Below are 22,287 nucleotides of genomic sequence, written 5' to 3' on the forward strand. Positions count from 1 at the left end.
GAACCACCATGGAAATCCGCCCCATCCTCTCCGTCCTGATGCGGCACAAGACCGCCGCCGCGCTGATCGTGCTGGAGATCGCGCTGAGCTGCGCGATCATCTGCAATGCGATCTTCGTGATCGGCCACCGTACCGGCGAGATGCGCCGCGACAGCGGCATCGCCGAAGACGAACTGGTCTACATCAGCGTCAGCAGCCTGCAGCCGGACCGCAACCGCGACGCGATGCGGCGCGAGGACACCGCCACCCTGGCCGCCGTGCCCGGGGTCAAGTCGGTCACCAGCGTCAACCAGCTGCCCTACGGCGACAACGTCTGGGCCTCGGGCATCAATCTGCGCCCGGGCCAGGCCGAGTCCATCGTCACCGCGTCCAACTACATGGACGATGGCCGGCTGCTGCCCACCCTGGGCCTGCGCATCGCCGAGGGTCGCGGCTTCAATCCCGACGAGTACCAGGACCAGGACGCGCTGGAGACGGCCGGACCGACGCCGCAGGTACCTTCCGTCCTGTTGAGCCGCTCGCTGGCGGCGCGGTTGTTCCCGGGCAGGAGCGCGCTCGGCCAGGACATCTACGTGTGGGGCGACAAGCCCAGCCGCGTCGTCGGCGTGGTCGAGCGGCTCATCGCGCCGGGACGCGGCCGCACCTTCGAGGACAGCTTCCACACCATGATTTTCCCGCTGTGGGTGTCCAACGGCAGCTATGTGCTGCGCACCGATCCCGCGCGCCGCGGCGAAGTCCTCAAGGCCGCGGTGGCCGCGCTCAACCGGACCGACCCCAACCGGATCATCGACACGCAGAGCACGGTGAGCGAGATGCGCCGCGATTTCTACAGCCGCGACCGCGCGGTGATCTGGCTGCTGGTGAGCGTCTGCGTTGCGCTGCTGGCGGTGACCGCCTTCGGCATCGTCGGCCTGGCCAGCTTCTGGGTGCAGCAGCGTACCCGCCAGATCGGCATCCGCCGCGCGCTCGGCGCCACCCGCGCGCAGATACTGCGCTATTTCCAGGCCGAGAATTTCGTGCTCACCAGCACCGGCATCGTGCTCGGCGTGCTGCTGGCCTACACCTTGAACCTGACCCTGATGCGCCAGTACGAACTGCCGCGCCTGCCGCTGGCCTACATCCCGGCCAGCGCGCTGCTGCTGTGGCTGCTGGGCCAGGCCGCGGTACTGGGCCCGGCCCGGCGCGCGGCGTCGATTCCGCCAGCCGTGGCGACGCGCAGCGCATGATGCCGGGAAAGGCACGCGATGCGTCTTTCGAGATGGCGTCCGCCACCTGCGGATGCAGCGCGCAACGTGTAAGGTCTGCGCTTCCCTTTTCCTCCCGCCTGCCCGAACCGTGATGCCGCAGATACTGATCATCGACGACAATGCCGCCGTGGCCACCGCGCTGGACGTGCTGTTCTCGCTGCACGACATCGAGACGCGCCACGCGTGTTCGCCCGGGCAGGGGCTGGCGATGCTCGCCGAACAGGAGTTCGACCTGGTGATCCAGGACATGAACTTCACCGCCGACACCACCTCCGGCGAGGAAGGACAGGTGCTGTTCCGGCAGATCCGCGACAGCTGGCCGGACCTGCCGGTCATCCTGCTCACCGCCTGGACCCACCTGGACAGCGCAGTGGAGCTGGTCAAGGCCGGCGCCGCCGACTACCTGGCCAAGCCGTGGGACGACGGGCGCCTGCTGACCACGGTCAACAACCTGCTGGAGCTGGCCGAGACCCGTCGCGAACTGAGCCGCCGGCGCCAGCGCGAGCTGAAGCAGCGGCAGAGCCTGCATGAACGCTACGACCTGGCCGGCGTGGTGTTCGCCGACCCGGCCAGCGAGCGCGTCATCAGCCTGGCCTGCCAGGTCGCACGCTCCGACCTGCCGGTATTGATCACCGGCCCCAACGGCGCCGGCAAGGAAAAGATCGCCGAGATCATCCAGGCCAACGCCGGCAAGCGCGGCGGCCCGTTCGTCGCGCTCAACTGCGGTGCGATTCCCGCCGAGCTGATCGAGGCCGAGCTGTTCGGCGCCGAGGCCGGCGCCTACACCGGCGCCAACAAGGCGCGCGAGGGCAAGTTCGAGGCCGCCGACGGCGGCACGCTGTTCCTGGACGAGATCGGCAACCTGTCGCTGACCGGGCAAATGAAGCTGCTGCGCGTGCTGGAGACCGGCCGCTTCGAGCGCCTGGGTTCCAACCGCGAGCGCCAGGTGAAGGTGCGCGTGGTCAGCGCCACCAACGCCGACCTGCCGGCCATGATCCGCGACGGCAGCTTCCGCGAAGACCTCTATTACCGCCTCAACACGGTCGAGCTGACGCTGCCGGCACTGGGCGAGCGCCGCGAGGACATCCTGCCGCTGGCGCGCCACTTCCTCGGCGACGAGGGCAAGGCGCTGTCGCCGCAGGCCGCGCAGGCGCTGCAGCGGCACACCTGGCCCGGCAACGTGCGCGAGCTGCGCAATGTGATCCAGCGCGCCAGCCTGCTCGCGCAGGGACCGCGCATCGAAGCGGCCGACCTCAACCTGCCGCGTGCGCCGCTGCGCCCGACCGCGCCGGCGGACGAACCGGACCGCGCGCGGATCATCACTGCACTGGAACGTGCCGGCGGCGTCATCGCCCAGGCCGCAGCCGATCTCGGCCTGAGCCGGCAGGCGCTGTACCGGCGCATGGACCGCCACGGCATCCCGCGCGAATGAGACGGCCATGTTGAGAACGCGCTCCTTCACTTTCCGCCTGTTCCTGCGCCTGTTGCCGGTGCTGGGGCTGGCGGCGGCCGTACCTTGGCTGCTGGCCTACTGGATGGACCGTGGCTGGGTGGTCGCCGCGGTTTCGACGGCCCTGCTGCTGGCGCTGATGTGGTGGACGCTGCGCCGCGCCACCGCGCCGATCCGCTCGCTGCTGCGGTCGCTGGCCGGCATCACCAGCAGCTACCGCGACGGCGAATACAACTTCGGCGTGCACTGGCGCGGCGACGATGAGCTGGCACAGCTGGTGAAGGCGCACGCCGAACTCGGCGATGTACTGCGCGAACAGCGCCAGGCGCTGGTGCAGCGCGAACTGCTGCTGGACACGATGGTGCAGAACACGCCGGTGGCGATGCTGCTGCTGGCCGATGGCGGCGACGGCGTCCAGCGCGTGGCGTTCTCCAACATCTCCGCGCGCAAGCTGCTGCACGGCGGCTGGAAGCTGGAAGGAAAGCGCATGCACGAGCTGCTGGAGAACATGCCGGTGGAACTGCGCAACGCCATCGCACGCGGCGGCGACAGCCTGTTCGCGGTGCGCGAAGCCAACGACGGCGGTGGCGAGGTCGACGAGGACGACGAGCAGATCTACCACCTGTCGCGGCGCAGCTTCCATCTCAACGGCCGGCCGCACGACCTGCTGCTGCTGCGCCTGCTGACCGCCGAACTGCGGCGGCAGGAAGTGCAGACCTGGAAGAAGGTCATCCGCGTCATCAGCCACGAGCTCAACAACTCGCTGGCGCCGATCGCCTCGCTGGCGCATTCCGGCGCCGAACTGGTGCGGCGCGGCCGCACCGACCGGCTGGAGGACATCTTCGGCACGGTCGAGGAGCGCGCGCGCCACCTGGAGGGCTTCATCCGCGGTTATGCGCGCTTCGCCAAGCTGCCGCAGCCGCAGCTGCAGACAATTGCCTGGGCACCGTTCCTCGGCGGCCTGCAGCAGCAGATCCCGTTCCGCATGGTGCCGCCGCCCGAGGACCTGTGCAGCCGCATCGATCCGGCGCAGTTCTCGCAGGCGCTGCTCAACCTGCTGAAGAACGCGCATGAGGCCAGCGCCGACAACGGCGTGACCGACGATGCGGTGGAAGTCCGGCTGGCGCGGCTGCCGCACTGGCTGCGCATCGAGGTGCTGGACCGCGGCAGCGGCATGAACGAGGCGGTGCTGCAGAACGCACTGATGCCGTTCTATTCGACCAAGCGCAACGGCACCGGCCTGGGCCTGGCGCTGACCCGCGAAATCGTCGAGGCGCACGACGGCCGCATCTCGCTGCAGAACCGCAACGACGGTGGCCTCTGCGTGACCATCCTGCTGCCCGGCGCCGCCTGAACCGGCAGAGGACGCGCCCCGCTCCCGCCGCGCGTCAAGCGCCCGGTTCGGCCTCGTCGACCGCGATCAACAGCCACGCGCTGCGGCTGCCCGCCACCAGCAATGCCAGCGCCGCGCACATCGCCAGCGGGAATGCCTGCTCCACCCGTCCCTGCGGCAACAGCAGGAGCACACCGGCGAGAATGAAGAACAGCTGCCCCATCATCGACAGGCCGAAGCGCTGCAGCACCACCGGCCGCGACCACAACCCACGCCGCAGCGCGACCACGCTGCGCAGGGTCCGCGCCATCAGCACCAGCCCGACCGCGAGCAGCAGCAGGCCATGGTTCTCCCGCCCCAGCACCGGCACGATCAACAGCAGCGAACACACCAGCACGCTGAGGAAGTCCAGGTAGATCTGCTGCGCCAGCGCGTGCATCGCGCCATCCCTGCCCAGCCCGTGGCGGTCGCGGTTGAAGGTCATCGCCACGAATACCAGGCCGAGCAGGCCGCCGCCGATCTGCGCGGTGGCGACGAAGAACGTGCTGCATGCCGCGAGTTGCTGTTCAAAACCGTCCATGCGTCTTGCCCCGGTTGGGTTGATCAGGATTTCTTCTGCGGGCGCTTCCAGCCTTCGATGGTCTGCTGGCGGCTGCGCGCCACCGTCAGCCGGCCTTCCGGCGCATCGCGGGTGACCACCGAACCGGCGGCGATGGTGGCATCGTCGCCCAGCGTCACCGGCGCCACCAGCGAGCTGTTGGAACCGACGAACACGCGGTCGCCGATGGTGGTCTGGAACTTGTTCACGCCGTCGTAGTTGCAGGTGATGGTGCCGGCGCCGATGTTGGTGCCGCTGCCGATCACCGCGTCGCCCAGGTAGGTCAGGTGGTTGGCCTTGCTGCCCTTGCCCAGCGTCGCCTTCTTGGTCTCGACGAAGTTGCCCACGTGCACGCCTTCGGCCAGCACCGTGCCCGGGCGCAGCCGCGCGAACGGACCGATCTGCGCCGCGCCCTCGCTGACCACGCCTTCCAGGTCGCAATGCGGGCGCACTTCGGTACCGGCGCCGAGCCTGACATCCTTCAACCGCACGAAGGCGCCGACGACGACGCCGTCGCCCAGTTCGACCTCGCCTTCCAGCACCACGTTGGCGTCGATCTGCACGTCGCGGCCGGCCTTGACCGTGCCGCGCTGGTCCAGGCGCGCGGGGTCGAGCAGGCGCACGCCCTGCTCGCACAGCGCACGCGCCGCACGCAGCTGCCAGGCGCGCTCCAGCTGCGCCAGCTGCCAGGGGTCGTTGGCGCCTTCGGCTTCCTGCGGATCGGCCACGTGCACCAGCGTGGCCGGCGTGTATTCGGCCGCGGCCGCGGCGAACACGTCGGTCAGGTAGTACTCGCCCTGCGCGTTGGCGTTGGACAGGCCCGACAGCCAGCGCCGCAGCGCGGTGGATTCGGCGGTGATGATGCCGGTGTTCACCGTACGGATGCGCTTCTGCTCGTCGTCGGCGTCCTTCTGCTCGACGATGGCCGCGACCTTGCCCTCGGCATCGCGCACGATGCGGCCGTAGCCGGCGGGATCGTCGAGCTCGGCCACCAGCACCGCCAGCCGCGGCGCATCGTGCAGCAGCGCGCGCAGCGTATCGGCGCGGATCAGCGGCACGTCGCCGTACAGCACCAGTACCTGCGCGGTATCCGGCACCGCGGGCATCGCCTGCAGCACGGCATGGCCGGTGCCCAGCTGCTGCACCTGTTCTGCCCAGAGCAGCTCGTCCTGGCCGGCAAAGGCGGTGCGCACCGCTTCGCCACCATGGCCATGAACCACATGGATGCCGGCCGGCTGCAGTTGCCGCGCGGTCTCGATCACGTGCGCCAGCATCGGCCGCCCCGCCACCGGTTGCAGCACCTTGGGCAGGACCGACTTCATGCGCTTGCCGGCGCCGGCGGCGAGGATGATGACGTGCAACGCTTGGCTCATCGGTGGACTTCCGGTAATCGATGTCTGGATTCTAAGAACGCGCTGGCGGGCCGTCGAGCGCAATGGCGCTGCGGGATATGCCTGTTCGCCGCGCATGCGCCGCAGCGGTGTCGGTCGTGTCCCGGAGCATACGGCCGGTTTGGAAAGCGCCTCGAATGGACAGGTGCAGGCATGGCAGGCCGGCAACCGACCCACATTCCGTATCGCCGCGCGCCGCGCCGGGACACGCCTCCGTCGCCAACAGGTAGCATTGGCGGCTTCCCATTCCTGCCCTCATCCCATGACCCTGTTGCGACAAGGCGGCCGCTACATCGCCGCCGGCCTGATGCAGCTGCTGCTGGACTGGCTGGTGTTCGTGGCGGCCACGGCCGCCGGCCTGCCGCCGGTGCCCGGCAACCTGCTTGGGCGCAGCAGCGGCGCTCTGCTCGGGTTCTGGCTCAACGGCCGCTATACCTTTCCGCGCGAAGACGGGCGCCGCCATGGATGGAAGCACTTCGCACGCTTCCTCGCCCTGTGGTTGCTGATGACCGCGCTCAGCAGCTGGCTGCTGGCCTGGGCCGCGCAGACGCTGGGCCTGCAGATGGCCTGGCTGGCCAAACCACTGGTGGAAGGCGGCCTGGCGGTGCTGAATTTCTTCCTGCTGCGGCACGTGGTCTACCGCTGAGCCGGGAATCCTTTGCAGGAACGCACCTTGGTGCGTGAACGGGCCCGCATGCAGATCTCTCTGCAACAGCGCGTATCGATGCGCAGGGGTCCAAAAGGGAAGCCTCGGGATGCACCTGGGTGCGTTCATGCGGATTCCTGCCGCGCACAAACGAAAAACGCCGGGCAAGCCCGGCGTTCCTCTTTGCCTTTCCAGCCCGCACTCAGTGCTTGAGGTTGCGGCGCAACCGCTCCAGCGCCTGCAGCTGCGCGGTGACTTCGGCCAGGCGCTGCTGCGCCTCGGCCAGCTCCATGGCCTCGCCACGGTTGGCCAGCACGCGTTCGGCTTCTTCCTTGGCCTTGCGCACCGCCGCTTCATCGATGTCGGTGGCGCGGATGGCGGTGTCGGCCAGTACGGTCACGACCTGCGGCTGCACTTCCAGGATGCCGCCGGAGATGGCGAAATCCAGGTGCTCGCCGGCAGCGGTGGTGACCACGACCTTGCCCGGCTTCAGGCGGGTGATCAGCGGTGCGTGCTTGGGCGCGATGCCCAGCTCGCCCAGTTCACCGGTGGCCACGACCAGGGTCGCTTCGCCGCTGAAGATCTGCTGCTCGGCACTGACGATGTCGCAACGGATGGTGCTCATGGAACTCTCTTCGCCTGGTTGGGTGGGCCTGCGCCCACCGCAGGATGCCGCGGCGGCGGAGCGGACTCCGCCTTACGCCGGAATTAGGCCTTTTCGGCCATCTTCTTGGCCTTCTCGACCGCTTCTTCGATGCCGCCGACCATGTAGAACGCCTGCTCCGGCAGGTGGTCGTACTCGCCGTCGACGATGCCCTTGAAGCCGCGGATGGTTTCCTTCAGCGGCACGTACTTGCCCGGCGAGCCGGTGAACACTTCGGCCACGTGGAACGGCTGGCTGAAGAAGCGCTCGATCTTGCGGGCGCGCGACACGGCCTGCTTGTCTTCCTCGGACAGTTCGTCCATGCCCAGGATGGCGATGATGTCCTTCAGTTCCTTGTACTTCTGCAGGGTCTGCTGGACGCGCTGGGCGGTGTCATAATGCTCGGTGCCGATGACCTGCGGGTCCATCTGGCGCGAGGTCGAGTCCAGCGGGTCCACCGCCGGGTAGATGCCCAGCGAGGCGATCGAACGCGACAGGGTCACGGTCGAATCCAGGTGGGCGAAGGTGGTGGCCGGCGACGGGTCGGTCAGGTCGTCCGCGGGCACGTACACGGCCTGGATCGAGGTGATCGAACCGGTCTTGGTCGAGGTGATGCGTTCCTGCAGGACGCCCATTTCCTCGGCCAGGGTCGGCTGGTAACCCACGGCCGACGGCATGCGGCCCAGCAGCGCCGACACTTCGGTACCGGCCAGCGTGTAGCGGTAGATGTTGTCGACGAACAGCAGCACGTCCTTGCCCTTGCCGTTGGCGTCCTTCTCGTCGCGGAAGTACTCGGCCATGGTCAGGCCGGTCAGGGCGACGCGCAGACGGTTGCCCGGCGGCTCGTTCATCTGGCCGTACACCATCGCCACCTTGTCCAGGACGTTGGAGTCCTTCATCTCGTGGTAGAAGTCGTTGCCCTCGCGGGTACGCTCGCCCACGCCGGCGAACACGGACAGGCCGCTGTGCGCCTTGGCGATGTTGTTGATCAGCTCCATCATGTTGACGGTCTTGCCGACGCCGGCGCCGCCGAACAGGCCGACCTTGCCACCCTTGGCGAACGGGCACATCAGGTCGATGACCTTGATGCCGGTTTCCAGCAGCTCGGTCGAGGAGGACTGGTCTTCGTACGACGGGGCGGCGCGGTGGATTTCCCACGAATCGGAAGCGGCGACCGGGCCGGCTTCGTCGATCGGGCGACCCAGCACGTCCATGATGCGGCCCAGGGTGCCGGCACCGACCGGCACCGAGATGGCGCGGTTGGTGTTGTTGGCGACCAGGCCACGCTTCAGGCCGTCGGTGGAGCCCAGCGCGATGGCGCGGACGATGCCGTCGCCCAGCTGCTGCTGGACTTCCAGCGTGATTTCGGTGTTCTCGACCTTCAGCGCGTCGTACACCTTCGGCACGTCGCTGCGCGGGAATTCGACGTCGACGACCGCGCCGATGATCTGAACGATCTTGCCCTGACTCATTGCTGCATCCTCTAAGTAAATGCTTTGACTGTGCGCGTCAGACTGCTGCCGCGCCGCCGACGATTTCGGAGATTTCCTGGGTGATCGCTGCCTGGCGGGCCTTGTTGTAGACCAGCTGCAGGGTTCCGATCAGCTTGCTCGCGTTGTCGCTTGCCGCCTTCATCGCCACCATGCGTGCCGCATGCTCGGAAGCAACGTTCTCCAGCACGGCCTGGTAGACCAGCGACTCGATGTAGCGCGTGATCACGTGCTCGAGCACGGTCGCGGCATCGGGTTCGTACAGGTAGTCCCAGTCGTGCGAGGCGACCTGCGTCTCACTGGCCGGCAACGGCAGCAGCTGGTCGAAGGAGGCCTTCTGCGTCATCGTGTTGATGAAGCGGTTGTAGACTAGGTACACGCGGTCGACCTTGCCTTCGGTGAAGGCGTCGAGCATGACCTTGATCACGCCGATCAGCGTTTCCAGCTTCGGCTGGTCGCCGATGTGGGTGACGCTGCCGACCATGTTCACGTTGACGCGGCGGAAGAACACGCTGGCCTTCTGGCCCACGGTCACCATGTCGATCTCGGCGCCCTGGTCCTGCCAGCCGCGCATTTCAGCCACGGCCTTGCGGAACAGGTTGTTGTTCAGGCCGCCGGCCAGACCGCGATCGGAGGAGATCACGATGTAGCCCACGCGCTTGACGTTCTCGCGCTCGACCAGGAACGGATGCTGGAAATCGGTGCTGGCCTGGGCCAGGTGGCCGATCACCTGCTTCATCGCCTGCGCGTACGGACGCGAGGTCTTCATCCGATCCTGCGCCTTGCGGATCTTGGAGGCCGAGACCATTTCGAGCGCGCGCGTCACCTTGCGGGTGTTCTGCACGCTCTTGATCTTGGTTTTGATTTCGCGTCCGCTTGCCATCTCTTGTTTCCCGTAGCGCGGAGGGCTGTCCCCCGCTTTGTCACAGTGAAGCGGGGCGAGCGCCCCGCTCTACATGCGGCTTACCAGCTGCCGGTGGTCTTGAACTCGGAGATGCCCTTCTTGAAGGCGGCTTCGATCTCGTCGTTCCAGGCGCCGGTGGCGTTGATCTTGGCGGTCAGCTCGCCGGCGGTGTTGGCGAAGTGGGCGTGCAGGCCCTCTTCGAACGCCAGCAGCTTGTTGACCGGCACGTCGTCCAGGTAACCCTCGTTGACGGCGTAGATCGACAGCGCCTGGTCGGCGATGGACATCGGCGCGTACTGCTTCTGCTTCATCAGTTCGGTGACGCGCTGGCCGCGCTCGAGCTGCTTGCGGGTTGCCTCGTCCAGGTCCGAAGCGAACTGCGCGAACGCCGCCAGCTCGCGGTACTGCGCCAGCGAGATGCGGATGCCGCCGGACAGCTTCTTGATGATCTTGGTCTGGGCCGAGCCACCGACGCGCGACACCGAGATGCCGGCGTTCACGGCCGGGCGGATGCCGGCGTTGAACAGATCGGTCTCCAGGAAGATCTGGCCGTCGGTGATCGAGATCACGTTGGTCGGGACGAAGGCGGACACGTCGCCGGCCTGGGTCTCGATGATCGGCAGCGCGGTCAGCGAACCGGTCTTGCCGGTGACCTTGCCTTCGGTGAACTTCTCGACGTATTCCTCGGACACGCGGGCGGCGCGTTCCAGCAGGCGCGAGTGCAGGTAGAACACGTCGCCCGGGTAGGCTTCGCGGCCCGGCGGGCGCTTGAGCAGCAGCGAGATCTGGCGGTAGGCAACGGCCTGCTTGGACAGGTCGTCGTACACGATCAGGGCGTCTTCACCGCGATCCATGAAGTACTCACCCATGGTGCAGCCGGAGTAGGCGCTGATGTACTGCATCGCGGCCGACTCGGAAGCGGTGGCGGCCACGACCACGGTGTGGGCCAGGGCGCCGTTCTCTTCCAGCTTGCGCACGATGTTGGCCACGGTCGAGGCCTTCTGGCCGATCGCGACGTACACGCACTTGATGCCGGTGCCCTTCTGGTTGATCACGGCGTCGATGGCCATCGCGGTCTTGCCGGTCTGGCGGTCGCCGATGATCAGCTCGCGCTGGCCGCGGCCGATCGGGATCATCGAGTCGACCGACTTGTAGCCGGTCTGTACCGGCTGGTCGACGGACTTGCGCCAGATCACGCCCGGGGCGACGCGCTCGACCGGAGCGGTCAGCGAGGTGCCCAGCGGGCCCTTGCCGTCGATCGGCTCGCCCAGCGCGTTGACCACGCGGCCGAGCATTTCCGGGCCGACCGGCACCGACAGGATCTGGCCGGTGGTCTTGGCCACGTCGCCTTCGCGCAGGTGCTCGTAGTCGCCCAGCACCACGGCGCCGACCGAGTCGCGTTCCAGGTTCAGCGCCAGTGCGTAGGTATTGTTCGGCAGCTCGATCATTTCGCCCTGCATCACGTCGGCCAGGCCGTAGATGCGCACGATGCCGTCGGACACCGAGGTCACGGTGCCTTCGTTGCGCGATTCCGCGGACAGGGCGACCTTCTCGATGCGGTTCTTGATCAGTTCGCTGATTTCGGAGGGGTTGAGCGTGGTAGCCATCGTCAAGTCCTAGTGCCGGCGATCAAGCCGGACGATAAGTGAATTCAGTGTGCGAGCGCGGTCTGCAGGCGCGACAGCTTGCCCTTGAGCGAACCATCGATGACCACGTCGCCGGCGTCGATCACGGCGCCGCCGATCAGCGAAGCGTCCACCGCGGTCGATACCTCGACGTCGCGGCCAAAACGCCTGCGCAGCGCGGCCTTGATCTTTTCCAGCTCGTCGGCCGACAACTCGGCCGCCGAGGTCACCGTGGCCTTGACCACGTTTTCGGCTTCCGCGCGCAGCTGGTCGAACAGGCCGGCGATCTCCGGCAGCTGCTGCAGGCGGTGCGACTCGGCCAGCAGGTTCAGGAAGCGGCCGTAGGTTTCACCCGCCGCTTCCGGGGCCAGCAGGGCGACGGCGTCGCCGCGGCCCAGCTCCGGATTGGACAGCAGGGCCGACACGCGCGGATCGGCGGCAACGCGGGCGGAGAACGCAAGCGCTTCCGACCACGGCGCGAACTTGCCGTCCTCGCGCGCAATCGCGAACGCGGCGCGGGCATACGGGCGGGCAAGCGTGAGGGCCTGGCTCATCTATCAGATCTCCGCGGCCAGCTCGTCGAGCAGCGCCTTGTGGGCGTTGGCGTCGATTTCGCGCTTGAGCAGCTTCTCGGCGCCGGTCACGGCCAGGGCGGACACCTGCTTGCGCAGGTCTTCGCGGGCGCGGTTGGCGGCGGCGTCGATTTCAGCCTGGGCCAGTTCTTTCTGGCGGTTGGCTTCGGCGATGGCTTCGTTCTTGGCGGCCTCGACGATCTGGTTGGCGCGGGCGTGGGCCTGGTCGATGATCTCGTTGGCCTTGCCACGGGCTTCCTTCAGCGCCTCGTTGACCTTCACTTCCGCCTGGGCCAGATCTTTCTGGCTGCGGTCGGCAGCGGCGAGGCCTTCGGCGATCTTCTGCTGGCGCTCTTCGATGGCCTTCATCAGCGGCGGCCAGATCAGGGTCGCGATGATCCAGATCAGCGCGGCGAAGGCCAGGGCCTGTGCAATGAGGGTGAGATTGATATTCATGGGTTAGCTCGATCGCTGGTGTCGGGGGTGGCCGTGCCGCCGTGGCGACACGGCCGAACCTTCATCCGAAGCCGGCTGCCCTTGGGCAACCGGCCATCTCACTGCAGCTGGATCAGCCGGCCAGCTTGGCGGCTTCGGCCAGCAGGGCCGAGGCCAGCGGGTTGGCGAAGGCCAGCAGCAGGCCGACGGCGACCGAGATGATGAACGCGGCGTCGATCAGGCCGGCGGTGATGAACATGCGCACCTGCAGGACCGGGATCAGTTCCGGCTGGCGGGCAGCCGATTCCAGGAACTTACCGGACATGATGGCCAGACCCAGACCGGCGCCCAGCGCGGCGAGGCCGATCATGATGCCGACGGCAAGGGCGGTGGAGCTCTGGACTTGGGCAAGATTGGTCAGGACGGCGAAGTACATGGTTTTCTCCGAGAACTTAAGTAGCTAAGGGTGATGAAACGGATGAAGGTTGGAACTGGATGAAGCTTGTAACTCAGTGACTGTCTTCCGACAGGCTCAGGTACACGATCGACAGCATCATGAAGATGAAGGCCTGCAGCGGAATCACCAGCAGGTGGAACAGCATCCAGCCCAGGCCGAACGCACCACCGGCAACAGCACCGAACACGCCGGCGCCGCCCAGCACCCAGATCAGCAGGAAGACGATCTCGCCGCCGAACATGTTGCCGAACAGTCGCATCGCCAGGGAGATCGGCTTGCTCAGCCACTCGACGATGTTGAGGATCAGGTTGAACGGCATCATCCACTTGCCGAACGGGGCGGTCAGGAACTCCTTGACGAAGCCGACCAGGCCCTTGGACTTGAGCGAAAAGAAGACCATCAGGAAGAACACGCTGATCGACATGCCCAGGGTGGCATTGACGTCGGCGGTCGGCACCGGCTTCCAGTAGTGGATGCCCGCCCATTCCAGCGGCTTGGCGATGAAGTCGGCCGGGATCATCTTGACCAGGTTCATCAACAGGATCCAGAAGAAGATGGTGATCGCGATCGGCGTCACCAGCTTGCTCTTGCCGTGGTAGGTGTCCTTGGCCTGGCGATCGACGAACTCCAGGCAGATCTCGACGAAGGCCTGCCACTTGCCCGGCACGCCCGCGGTGGCCTTGCGGGTGGCCATCCAGAAGGCGAACACCATCAGCAGGCCCAGCAGCACCGCGGTGACGATGGTATCGACGTGGATGGTCCAGAAGCCGCCGCCGTCCCCGACCTTGGCGGTCAGGTTCTGCAGGTGATGCTGGATATAGGTGGTAGGGGTTAGAGCCTCGCCCGCCATGTGTCCGGAACCTTTATGTGAATTCGATCAACGCCTGGCCAGAGCCAGAACCTGGAACATCAGCGCCACTGGAATCGCCGCCAGCAGCGCCAAGGGAGGAAGCCGCCACCAGACAAACGCCATTGCCAGCACGGCGACAATCAGCACGATCTTCAGCGCAAACCCCAGGAACATGCGGATCATCGCCGAACCGGCGGCCTGTACGCCGCCGCCGAGCCCCACCCATGCCGCCAGGACCGTCCCCGCCACCACCGTCACGCCGGAAACCAGCGCGCCAAGGGCGTACTTAGGCCCCACCAGCAGGAAGGCCAGAGCCAGGACAACCACTGCGGCCAGCGGGTAGACCGCGGCACGCAGCATCAGCCGCCGACCCGCATCAACGGAGTTCAGCACGTGGAATGTCCTGCTTCATGGAACAAGGAGATCTGGACGGCGCCGGGAGCGCCTCATCGAGCCGCCAAATTATAGCAGGGGGACATTTTGCGAGACAACCGCCACAAGCCGCCCCCCTCCGAACCGCAAGTTGCCGCATTTACTGGATTTTTCGGCCGGCTCCGGGTAAGGCCGGGAAGCCCGATTTTTGCATCGCAACATGTGGAACTTCGGCGTCGGTACCGGGTCACAGATGCACGTCCGCCGCCATTACCTCGTCGATGTGCGCGGCGGGCGCAACGGGCGAGGTGGCCCCCAACCGGGCCACCTCGCCGCACTTTCTGTACATCCCCTGCACCTTCCGGTCACGCAGGCGGCACTTCGCTTCGTCCAGGGTGGCTGTTCCGGATTCGACACACGGAGCAACCAGAACGATGCGATTTTCCCCTCACCTCACGACCTGCACGCTTGCCCTCGCCTTCCTGCATCCCGCAGCGGCCAGCGCCACCGACAGCGATCCGCGCTTCACCCTGCGCGTGGGCGCGATGCATATCGATTCTTCCAACACCCTGCGCGGCAGCGCCGTCGTCGATGGGCGCGACGTTTCCTTCGACCGCGACTTCGACCTGGGCGGCAAGGAATGGGAGCCGCGCGTGGACGGCCTGTTCCGCATCAGCGACCGGCAGCGGCTGATATTCGACTACCTCAAGTACGACAAGGACCGGCGCGAAACGCTGGACGACAGCGTCAGCTTCGCCGGCACCACCGTGCCGGCGGGCAGCTTTGTCAAGGGTGAACTGAAGTACCAGGTCGCCAGCCTGGTGTACGACTACTCGGTCGTCGACGGCGACCGCTTCGACCTGGGCCTGCAGCTGGGCGCCGAGTACGCCAGGGTCAGCGTGGATGCCCATGCCGACCTGGGAGATCTCTACCAAGGCCGCTTCCTCGACGGGAAGACCGACGGCATCGCGCCGGTGATCGGCGCGCGGCTGACCTTCACCCCGACCGGGCATTGGCTGATCAACCTGCAGGGCCAGTACCTCAATACGCGCTGGGGCAGCTTCGACCACTACAAGGGCGACCTGAGCCGCGCCAATGCCATCGTGCAGTACAACTTCAACCCGAATTTCGGCATCTTCACCGGCTACGACTGGTTCAAGCTCGACGCCGACAGGAAAGGAAGCGACGGCGTCATCGGCCTGAAGCAGGAGTTCAAGGGCCCAATGGCGGGCGTAAGCCTGTCGTTCTGATCCCGCCGGTCACGGCGTGCCGAACCATGCCCGGCAGGGGCGCGCCCACGCGCGGCATAGCGCCGCTCCACGACACCAATGGCAGGCCTACAGAAGCTTGCCGTCGGCATCGGTGGCCGGTGCCGGGAACATCTGCGCGGCGACGCAGATGTAATCCGCCAACGGCATCTGCCCGATGCTGGCACGGCGTTGGTCGACCTGCTCCGGCGCTTCCATGGCCTTCGGCTCCCGCTTGCCACTGATCGCGGCGAGCTGGCTGCCGTAGCGCTGGGGCTTGCCGGAATTCACCAGCACCCGATCTGTCAGCAGTGCGAATTCGCGCGACGAGATCTCGCCGCTTGCCACCCTCGGCGCCAGCCCGTCCAGCACCTGCCGCTGGAAGCCGGCATCGCTGTCGGCATGCTGCACCAGCAGCCAGGCCGCGCCCAGGCCATCCACGCCAACCGCACGCACGTCCGGCAGGCCTGCGTGATCGGCGACCACCTGCCTGATCTTCGGCAGGTTCGCCGCGTCCACCGCAAGCATCTTCTCGACCATCGCCTGCGACCAGTCGCCTTCGCGTGCCTGCTGATCGACGCGCGCCATTTCCAGCAACTGCTCGCGCAACTGCGGCTCGGACGGCACGATGCCGGCGCTTCTGCGCATCAATTCCTGTTCGCGCGCCTTGTCCGCCTTCACGAAGGACGCCGCGCCTGGACATTCCAGCAACGCCGCATCCAGCTGCGGATCCTCGTCTTCCGCCAACGCATTGCCCGCACCTGCCAGCAACACTGCCGCCACGATCACTCGCAACATTCCCTGCTCCTTCAAACGCCGGAAACAGCGACGCCCCGGTGAAGGGGCGTCGCGTGGGTTACTTCTTCTTCGGGATGTACAGATCGGTGATGGTGCCGTCGTAGATCTCCGAGGCCATCGCCACCGACTCGCTCAACGTCGGGTGGGCATGGATGGTGTGACCGATATCCTCAGCCTCGGCCCCCATCTCGATGGCCAGGCCGATCTCGGCCAGCAGCTCACCGGCATGCACGCCGACGATGGCGCCGCCGATCACGCGGTGGGTTTCCTCGTCGAACACCAGCTTGGTGAAGCCTTCGGTGCGGCCGATGCCGATGGCGCGGCCGCTGGCCGCCCACGGGAACTTCGCCACGCCGACCTTCAGGCCCTTGGCCTTGGCCTCGGTCTCGGTGACGCCGACCCAGGCGATTTCCGGGTTGGTGTAGGCCACCGACGGAATCACGCGGGCCACCCACTCCTTCTTCTCGCCGAAGGCCACTTCCGCGGCCAGCTTGCCCTCGTGCGTGGCCTTGTGGGCCAGCATCGGGTTACCGACGATATCGCCGATGGCGAAGATGTGCGGCACGCTGGTGCGCATCTGCCGGTCGACCGGAATGAAGCCGCGGTCGGTCACTTCCACGCCGGCCTTGTCGGCGTCGATCTTCTTCCCGTTCGGCGCGCGGCCAACTGCGACCAGCACGCGGTCGAAGGTACCGCTCTCCATCGCCGGCTTCTCGCCCGCGGTGGCGGCCTCGAAGGTGACGGTGATGCCCTTCTTGTCGGCGGTCACGCCCGATGCCTTGGTCTTGAGGTGGACCTCGATGCCCTGCTTCTTCAGGCGGTCGGCCAGCGGCTTGACCAGGTCCTTGTCGGCGCCCGGCATCAGCTGGTCCATGAACTCCACCACGGTGACCGCCGCGCCCAGCGCGCTGTACACGGTGGCCATTTCCAGGCCGATGATGCCACCACCGACGACCAGCAGCGACTTCGGCACCTCAGCCAGTTCCAGCGCGTCGGTGGAGTCCATCACGCGCTTGTCGTCCCACGGGAAGTTCGGCAGCTTCACCGCCTGCGAACCGGCGGCGATGATGCACTGCTCGAAGCGCAGCAGCTGGGTCTTGCCGTCGTCGCCGGCGATCTCCAGCTCGTTGGCCGAGACGAATTTCGCCACGCCCTGCACGGTGCGCACCTTGCGCTGCCGGGCCATGCCGGCCAGACCCTTGGTCAGCTGGCCGACGACCTTTTCCTTGTATTCGCGCAGCTTGTCCAGGGCGATCTTCGGCTTGCCGAAGGCGATGCCCAGCTCATCGGCATGCGCGGCATGGTCGATGATCTCGGCCGCGTGCAGCAGCGCCTTGGACGGAATGCAGCCGACGTTGAGACAGACACCGCCGAGGCTGGAGTAGCGCTCCACGAGCACTGTATCCATGCCCAGGTCGGCCGAACGGAACGCGGCGGTGTAGCCGCCCGGGCCGGCGCCCAGCACCACCATGCGGCATTCGATGTCGGCGGTGCGGCCGCTGGACGGCATCGCCTTGGCGGCCACGGCCGGGTCCGGCGCGCGATGCGACGGGGTCACCGGCGGCTTGCTGCCCGGCACCACGTTGCTGGCGGCCGCAGCCGCGGCGCCCTGGGCTTCCAGCACCACCACCACGTCGCCCTCGGACAGTTTGTCGTCGAGCTTGACCTTGATTTCCTTGACCACGCCGGCGGCCGAAGACGGCACTTCCAGCGTCGCCTTGTCCGATTCCAGCGTCACCAGGCCCTGGTCCTTGGCCACCGTGTCGCCCACGGCCACCAGGATCTCGATCACCGGCACGCCACTGTAGTCACCGATATCCGGCACCTTGACCTCGACCGGGCCGGTCGCTGCCGGGGCCGAAGCCGTCGGTGCGCTGACCGCCGCCGGGGCGGCCGCGGCGGCTGGCTGCGCCGCCGGGGCTGGGGCCGGAGTCGCGGCCGGAGCCGGTGCAGCAGCGGCGCCTTCGGCTTCCAGCACCACCACCACGTCGCCCTCGGACAGTTTGTCGTCGAGCCTGACCTTGATTTCCTTGACCACGCCGGCGGCCGAAGACGGCACTTCCAGCGTCGCCTTGTCCGACTCCAGCGTCACCAGGCCCTGGTCCTTGGCCACCGTGTCGCCCACGGCCACCAGGATCTCGATCACCGGCACTGCGCTGTAATCGCCGATATCGGGGACTTTGACTTCAATCGTGTTCGCCATCTTTCAAGTCCTCGGGATCAGAGCAGCACGCGGCGCATGTCGGCCAGCACCTGCGACAGGTACGTGGTGAAGCGCGCGGCCAGCGCACCGTCGATGACGCGGTGGTCGTAGCTCAGCGACAGCGGCAGCAGCAGCTTCGGCGCGAACTCCTTGCCGTTCCAGACCGGCTGGATCGACGACTTGGAGACGCCGAGGATGGCCACTTCCGGCGCATTGACGATCGGGGTGAACGCGGTGCCGCCGATGCCGCCCAGCGAGCTGATCGAGAAGCAGCCGCCGCTCATGTCGGCCGGGCCGAGCTTGCCGTCGCGCGCCTTCTTCGACAGTTCGCCCATCTCGGCGGCCAGCTGCACCACGCCCTTCTTGTCCACGTCGCGGATCACCGGCACGACCAGGCCGTTCGGCGTGTCGGCGGCGAACCCGATGTGGAAGTACTTCTTCAGGGTCAGGTTCTCGCCGCTGGCATCGAGCGAGGCGTTGAACTCGGGGAACTTCTTCAGCGCCGCGGCGCTGGCCTTGATCAGGAAGGCGAGCATGGTCAGCTTGATGCCCGCCCCGCTCCCATTAGGTGCGGCGTTCTCCTTGTTCAGCGCCACGCGCAGGGCTTCCAGGTCGGTGATGTCGGCCTGGTCGAACTGGGTGACGTGCGGGATCATCGCCCAGTTGCGGGCGAGGTTGGCGCCGGAGATCTTCTTGATCCGCGACAGCGGCTGTACTTCGGTCTCGCCGAACTTGCTGAAGTCCACCTTCGGCCACGGCAGCAGGTTCAGGCCGCCACCGGCCGCCACCGGGGCACCGCCAACCGCGGCGACGCCGCCGGACAATGCACCCTTGACGAACTTCTGCACGTCGGCCTTGGTGATGCGCCCCCCCTTCTCGGTGCCGCCCACCTGGGCCAGGTCCACGCCCAGCTCGCGGGCGAACACGCGCACCGCCGGGCTGGCGTAGGGCACGTTGGACGGCAGCACGCCTTCGGCGTTGAACTGCACCGGCGGGCTGGCCGGCTTGCTGGCCGCGAGCACGGTCTCCTGCGCGATCTCGCGCTGGGCCAGCTTGTCCGGCACCGGGGCCACGGCCACCGGCTCGACCCTGGCGCCGGTCTCGACGGTCGGCTCGACCTTGGCCGGAGCAGCAGCGGCGGCGGGCTTGGCGCCCTCGGCAGCGCCTTCGGCGGCCACCTCGATCAGCGCCACGACCTTGCCCTCGGACAGGGTGTCGCCGATCTTGACCTTGATTTCCTTGACCACGCCGGCCACGGCCGACGGCACTTCCATCGTCGCCTTGTCCGATTCCAGCGTGACCAGGCCCTGGTCTTTCTTGACCGTATCACCGACGGCGACCAGCACCTCGATCACCGGGATGTCGCTGTAGTCACCGATATCGGGGACAACTGCTTCCTTGATTTCGGCCATGAAACAACTCCAGCAACAGTGAGGGAAACCCCTATTGTGGCGCCAGCGCGCCGCAGCGCCAACCGCCGTCGCTGGATTCGCCTACGTATGTCCACGGACAAGGACACGCCATGCCCCGCGGGCCGCGGGCGCGGCCGCCCTGCCCACGGGCACCGCTGGCCTGCCGTCTGTCCTGGCCTGTCCCCTGCGTCCAGCCGCTCAGGGGATGGAGTGTTCCGCTACCGGCAACCACGGCGACAGCCGCGCCCACTCGCCCAGCAGCCGCTCGAACGACCAGGCGGCGTTGGCCGGGCTGGTCGATGGCAGCGCCAGCAGCGTCAACCCGTGCCCGGCCGGCAGCGCCGGGCGCACATGGCGCTCGAACGCCAGCGCCGCCGCCGAGCCATTGCAGGCGATGGCCTGCAGCCGCGGCAGGCCCCGGACCAGTTCCGGCAGCGGGTTGGCCACCTCGCTGCCGCGGACGATGGCCGCATCCAGGCTGCCGCGCCGCCGGCAGCGGCCGATCACATCCCACAGCCCGACGCCGGCCTGCTGCAGGTGGGCCAGGCGCACCGTGTAATCCAGTTGCGGGTCGAAGCCGCACAATGCTCCCATCACCGGCCAGAAACGATTGCGCGGGTGCGCGTAGTAGCGCGCCGCCTGCAGCGACGCCATGCCCGGCATCGAGCCGAGCACAAGCATGCGGCATTGCGCATTCACCTGCGCAGGCAGTCCCTGCAACACCGTTTCGTTCGTCACGCGCGACACAACTCCATGAATGATTTTTCCCGGCCCCAGGCCGGTACTGCGGGCATGCGGCCATTTTCCCTGAACACCATCGCGCGCAGGCCATCACGCGTGCGGATCGATTCATCCTGCCGCGGCGAGGATGTGCGCGCCCCGACCGAGGGCCTCGATAACAACGCAATCCCGAGAGCAACACGAGGAATCACCCATGCGTACCATCAAGATCATGAGCTTCGCCGTCCTTGGCGCCCTGGCGCTTTCGCCCGCCGCGTTCGCGCAGGACGCCAGCGCCGACACCGCATCCGGCAAGCATTTCGCCGTCGTCGGTGGCGTGACCCTGCTGCAGCCCAAGAGCGGCCCGGCCAACGGCATCGACAAATTCGACGGCGGCCCGGCGCCGACCGTGAGCGCCAGCTATTACTTCAACGACAACATTGCCGTCGAACTGTGGGGCGCGGCCGACAAGTTCGACCATCGCGTCCGCACCAGCAGCGGCGCCAAGGCGGGCACCGTCGAGCAGCAGCCGCTGGCGCTGAGCGCGCAGTACCACTTCGGCGCCGCCGACAACGTGTTCCGCCCGTTCGTGGGCGCGGGCTACTACGAGTCGAACTTCAGCAACGAGAAGATCGACGGCCTGGACGCCAGCGGCGACCACGTCGGCCTGCGCACCGCCAAGGGCGCGATCGGCACCGTCGGCGTGGACATGAACATCAACTCGACCTGGTTCGCCCGCGCCGACGCCCGCTACATGCACGCGCGCCCGGAACTGAGCGTGGCCGGCTCCGGCACCGGCGAGAAGCTGAAGCTGGACCCGTGGACCGTGGGCTTCGGCATCGGCGCCCGCTTCTGATCCACGCGGCAACACGGCTTGCCGACAGGCACGGATCGTCCGCGATCCGTGCCTGTCGCGTTCATGGGCCACGGCGACGCACCGGCGGCGTCAGGGGTTGCCGTCCTCGCTCCACTGCAGCGTGCGGTAGTCGAAGCCCAGTTGCAGGCGCGGCTTGACGATCTCGAAGAACGGCGACACGTCGAAATCGCGCGGCGTGTACAGGCTGTAGTTGCGGATATGCAGGATCTCACGCTGCTGTTCGCGGCCGCCGGCGTGGCCGAGCACGGTCTCGATCTCGGGCAGGATCGGGTAGCGGATCGACTCGAATGCCTGCGCCAACAGCGTCGAACAGATCGCCTTGGTCGGCTCGCCGCTGCCCAGCGCGATCAGGCGCCGGCGCATGTGTCCGGGCACCGGCGGCAGGATCAGGTAGCGCGCCAGGTCGAACACGTTCTTCAGGTCGTAGCTGTAGCCGATGCGGGCGCGCATGAAGCCGACAAGCTGGTCGATGACCGGCGGCGGCAGCCCGTGCGGCCGGCAGATGCGGGTGTGCTCCTCGGCGAAGGCGTCCAGCGGCACGCGCCGCACGCCCGCTTCAACGTCCACGTCGATCAGCATTGGCCGCCGCGGCCCGTCCGCCTCCAGCGCTTCCTCGCCGATGTACAGGGCGGCGTGCGACCAGGTGGACTGGGTGAGGTACTTGATCGCGGTGGAGAAGCGGCTGTTGCCCTCCACCAGCAGCACGTCGCCGCGACGCAGGGTGCGCGCCAGCAGCTGCGGATCGCTGGTGGGCGGCCGCGCCTGCTGCCGCCGCGGCTGGGCCAGGAAATGCGCCATGCGGCGCCCGGCGAAACGCAGCAACCCCATCCATGCCTCTCCGCGAAAGCGATGGAGGAAGCCTAGCCCCCGTCGAGGCAGGCGCACAACCGGCGGCGATGACGCGGCCGCGATGTTCCAGCAGGAGCGCACTTCAGTGCGCGATGGGGCCTTCCATTTGAATCCCCGCACATGGATGTGCGGGCTGTTGCAGAGGGATCTGCGCGCAAGCCCATCGCG

Annotated in this window: 22 protein-coding genes; 6 read left to right on the forward strand and 16 right to left on the reverse strand. The window is 67.3% G+C overall.

Features of this window, described 5'->3' with window-relative positions; genetic code table 11:
* Positions 1-8 precede the first annotated feature (8 nt).
* The 3 genes from AC1DGW_RS09860 to AC1DGW_RS09870 all read left to right on the forward strand — a co-directional run bounded on the left by AC1DGW_RS09860 (position 9) and on the right by AC1DGW_RS09870 (position 4,051).
* Positions 9-1,226: an ABC transporter permease gene (locus AC1DGW_RS09860; protein WP_478022292.1), complete on the forward strand. Its 1,218-nt coding sequence runs from the start codon at positions 9-11 to the stop codon at positions 1,224-1,226.
* Between the two features lie 112 nt (positions 1,227-1,338).
* Entirely contained in the window at positions 1,339-2,679 is a 1,341-nt protein-coding gene (locus tag AC1DGW_RS09865) for a sigma-54-dependent transcriptional regulator (protein WP_478022294.1), read from the forward strand.
* A 10-nt stretch (positions 2,680-2,689) separates the two neighbouring features.
* Entirely contained in the window at positions 2,690-4,051 is a 1,362-nt protein-coding gene (locus AC1DGW_RS09870; RefSeq protein WP_478022700.1) for a sensor histidine kinase, read from the forward strand.
* A 34-nt stretch (positions 4,052-4,085) separates the two neighbouring features.
* Here the strand turns inward: AC1DGW_RS09870 and AC1DGW_RS09875 are convergent, their stop codons facing one another.
* Positions 4,086-4,610 (reverse strand): hypothetical protein, encoded by a 525-nt coding sequence (locus tag AC1DGW_RS09875; RefSeq protein ID WP_478022296.1) that lies wholly within the window; start codon positions 4,608-4,610, stop codon positions 4,086-4,088.
* A 23-nt stretch (positions 4,611-4,633) separates the two neighbouring features.
* The gene (glmU, locus tag AC1DGW_RS09880) at positions 4,634-6,001 is read right to left on the reverse strand and encodes a bifunctional UDP-N-acetylglucosamine diphosphorylase/glucosamine-1-phosphate N-acetyltransferase GlmU (protein ID WP_478022300.1); all 1,368 of its coding nucleotides are present in this window, start codon (positions 5,999-6,001) and stop codon (positions 4,634-4,636) included.
* Positions 6,002-6,281: 280 nt separating this feature from the next.
* Between glmU and AC1DGW_RS09885 the strand changes: the two genes are divergently transcribed.
* Entirely contained in the window at positions 6,282-6,665 is a 384-nt protein-coding gene (locus AC1DGW_RS09885) for a GtrA family protein (RefSeq protein ID WP_478022304.1), read from the forward strand.
* Between the two features lie 202 nt (positions 6,666-6,867).
* Here the strand turns inward: AC1DGW_RS09885 and AC1DGW_RS09890 are convergent, their stop codons facing one another.
* From AC1DGW_RS09890 to AC1DGW_RS09930, 9 genes are all read right to left on the reverse strand, one after another.
* Positions 6,868-7,290, reverse strand: a complete 423-nt coding sequence (locus AC1DGW_RS09890; protein ID WP_054661996.1) for a F0F1 ATP synthase subunit epsilon — start codon at positions 7,288-7,290, stop codon at positions 6,868-6,870.
* 83 nt (positions 7,291-7,373) lie between these two features.
* Entirely contained in the window at positions 7,374-8,780 is a 1,407-nt protein-coding gene (atpD, locus tag AC1DGW_RS09895) for a F0F1 ATP synthase subunit beta (protein ID WP_478022308.1), read from the reverse strand.
* Between the two features lie 37 nt (positions 8,781-8,817).
* Complete coding sequence (gene atpG / locus AC1DGW_RS09900) at positions 8,818-9,681, reverse strand: F0F1 ATP synthase subunit gamma (protein ID WP_478022310.1); 864 nt, start codon at positions 9,679-9,681, stop codon at positions 8,818-8,820.
* An 80-nt stretch (positions 9,682-9,761) separates the two neighbouring features.
* Complete coding sequence (atpA, locus tag AC1DGW_RS09905) at positions 9,762-11,309, reverse strand: F0F1 ATP synthase subunit alpha (RefSeq protein WP_478022313.1); 1,548 nt, start codon at positions 11,307-11,309, stop codon at positions 9,762-9,764.
* 44 nt (positions 11,310-11,353) lie between these two features.
* A complete protein-coding gene (locus tag AC1DGW_RS09910; RefSeq protein WP_478022315.1) occupies positions 11,354-11,881 on the reverse strand; it encodes a F0F1 ATP synthase subunit delta in 528 nt (175 codons plus the stop codon).
* Between the two features lie 3 nt (positions 11,882-11,884).
* Entirely contained in the window at positions 11,885-12,355 is a 471-nt protein-coding gene (locus AC1DGW_RS09915; protein WP_478022317.1) for a F0F1 ATP synthase subunit B, read from the reverse strand.
* Between the two features lie 112 nt (positions 12,356-12,467).
* Entirely contained in the window at positions 12,468-12,770 is a 303-nt protein-coding gene (atpE, locus tag AC1DGW_RS09920; protein ID WP_057639996.1) for a F0F1 ATP synthase subunit C, read from the reverse strand.
* 73 nt (positions 12,771-12,843) lie between these two features.
* Complete coding sequence (atpB, locus tag AC1DGW_RS09925; protein ID WP_478022319.1) at positions 12,844-13,641, reverse strand: F0F1 ATP synthase subunit A; 798 nt, start codon at positions 13,639-13,641, stop codon at positions 12,844-12,846.
* Positions 13,642-13,668: 27 nt separating this feature from the next.
* Positions 13,669-14,034, reverse strand: coding sequence for a hypothetical protein (locus AC1DGW_RS09930; RefSeq protein WP_200911390.1), 366 nt, complete (start codon positions 14,032-14,034; stop codon positions 13,669-13,671).
* Positions 14,035-14,447: 413 nt separating this feature from the next.
* Between AC1DGW_RS09930 and AC1DGW_RS09935 the strand changes: the two genes are divergently transcribed.
* Entirely contained in the window at positions 14,448-15,263 is an 816-nt protein-coding gene (locus AC1DGW_RS09935; protein ID WP_478022321.1) for a hypothetical protein, read from the forward strand.
* A gap of 87 nt (positions 15,264-15,350) precedes the next feature.
* On the opposite strand, the gene AC1DGW_RS09940 is transcribed toward AC1DGW_RS09935, so the two are convergent.
* From AC1DGW_RS09940 to AC1DGW_RS09955, 4 genes are all read right to left on the reverse strand, one after another.
* Positions 15,351-16,058, reverse strand: a complete 708-nt coding sequence (locus AC1DGW_RS09940) for a DUF6624 domain-containing protein (protein ID WP_478022323.1) — start codon at positions 16,056-16,058, stop codon at positions 15,351-15,353.
* 58 nt (positions 16,059-16,116) lie between these two features.
* Complete coding sequence (lpdA, locus tag AC1DGW_RS09945; protein WP_478022325.1) at positions 16,117-18,261, reverse strand: dihydrolipoyl dehydrogenase; 2,145 nt, start codon at positions 18,259-18,261, stop codon at positions 16,117-16,119.
* 17 nt (positions 18,262-18,278) lie between these two features.
* Positions 18,279-19,673, reverse strand: coding sequence for a dihydrolipoyllysine-residue acetyltransferase (locus AC1DGW_RS09950; protein WP_478022327.1), 1,395 nt, complete (start codon positions 19,671-19,673; stop codon positions 18,279-18,281).
* A gap of 198 nt (positions 19,674-19,871) precedes the next feature.
* The gene (locus tag AC1DGW_RS09955; protein WP_478022330.1) at positions 19,872-20,411 is read right to left on the reverse strand and encodes a DNA-deoxyinosine glycosylase; all 540 of its coding nucleotides are present in this window, start codon (positions 20,409-20,411) and stop codon (positions 19,872-19,874) included.
* 196 nt (positions 20,412-20,607) lie between these two features.
* Here AC1DGW_RS09955 and AC1DGW_RS09960 point away from each other — a divergent pair, with 196 nt between their 5' ends.
* Positions 20,608-21,249 (forward strand): OmpW/AlkL family protein, encoded by a 642-nt coding sequence (locus AC1DGW_RS09960; protein ID WP_478022332.1) that lies wholly within the window; start codon positions 20,608-20,610, stop codon positions 21,247-21,249.
* A gap of 90 nt (positions 21,250-21,339) precedes the next feature.
* On the opposite strand, the gene AC1DGW_RS09965 is transcribed toward AC1DGW_RS09960, so the two are convergent.
* The gene (locus tag AC1DGW_RS09965; protein ID WP_478022334.1) at positions 21,340-22,098 is read right to left on the reverse strand and encodes a YiiX/YebB-like N1pC/P60 family cysteine hydrolase; all 759 of its coding nucleotides are present in this window, start codon (positions 22,096-22,098) and stop codon (positions 21,340-21,342) included.
* Positions 22,099-22,287: the final 189 nt, after the last annotated feature.

The organism is Stenotrophomonas sp. 05N423 (assembly GCF_056397145.1).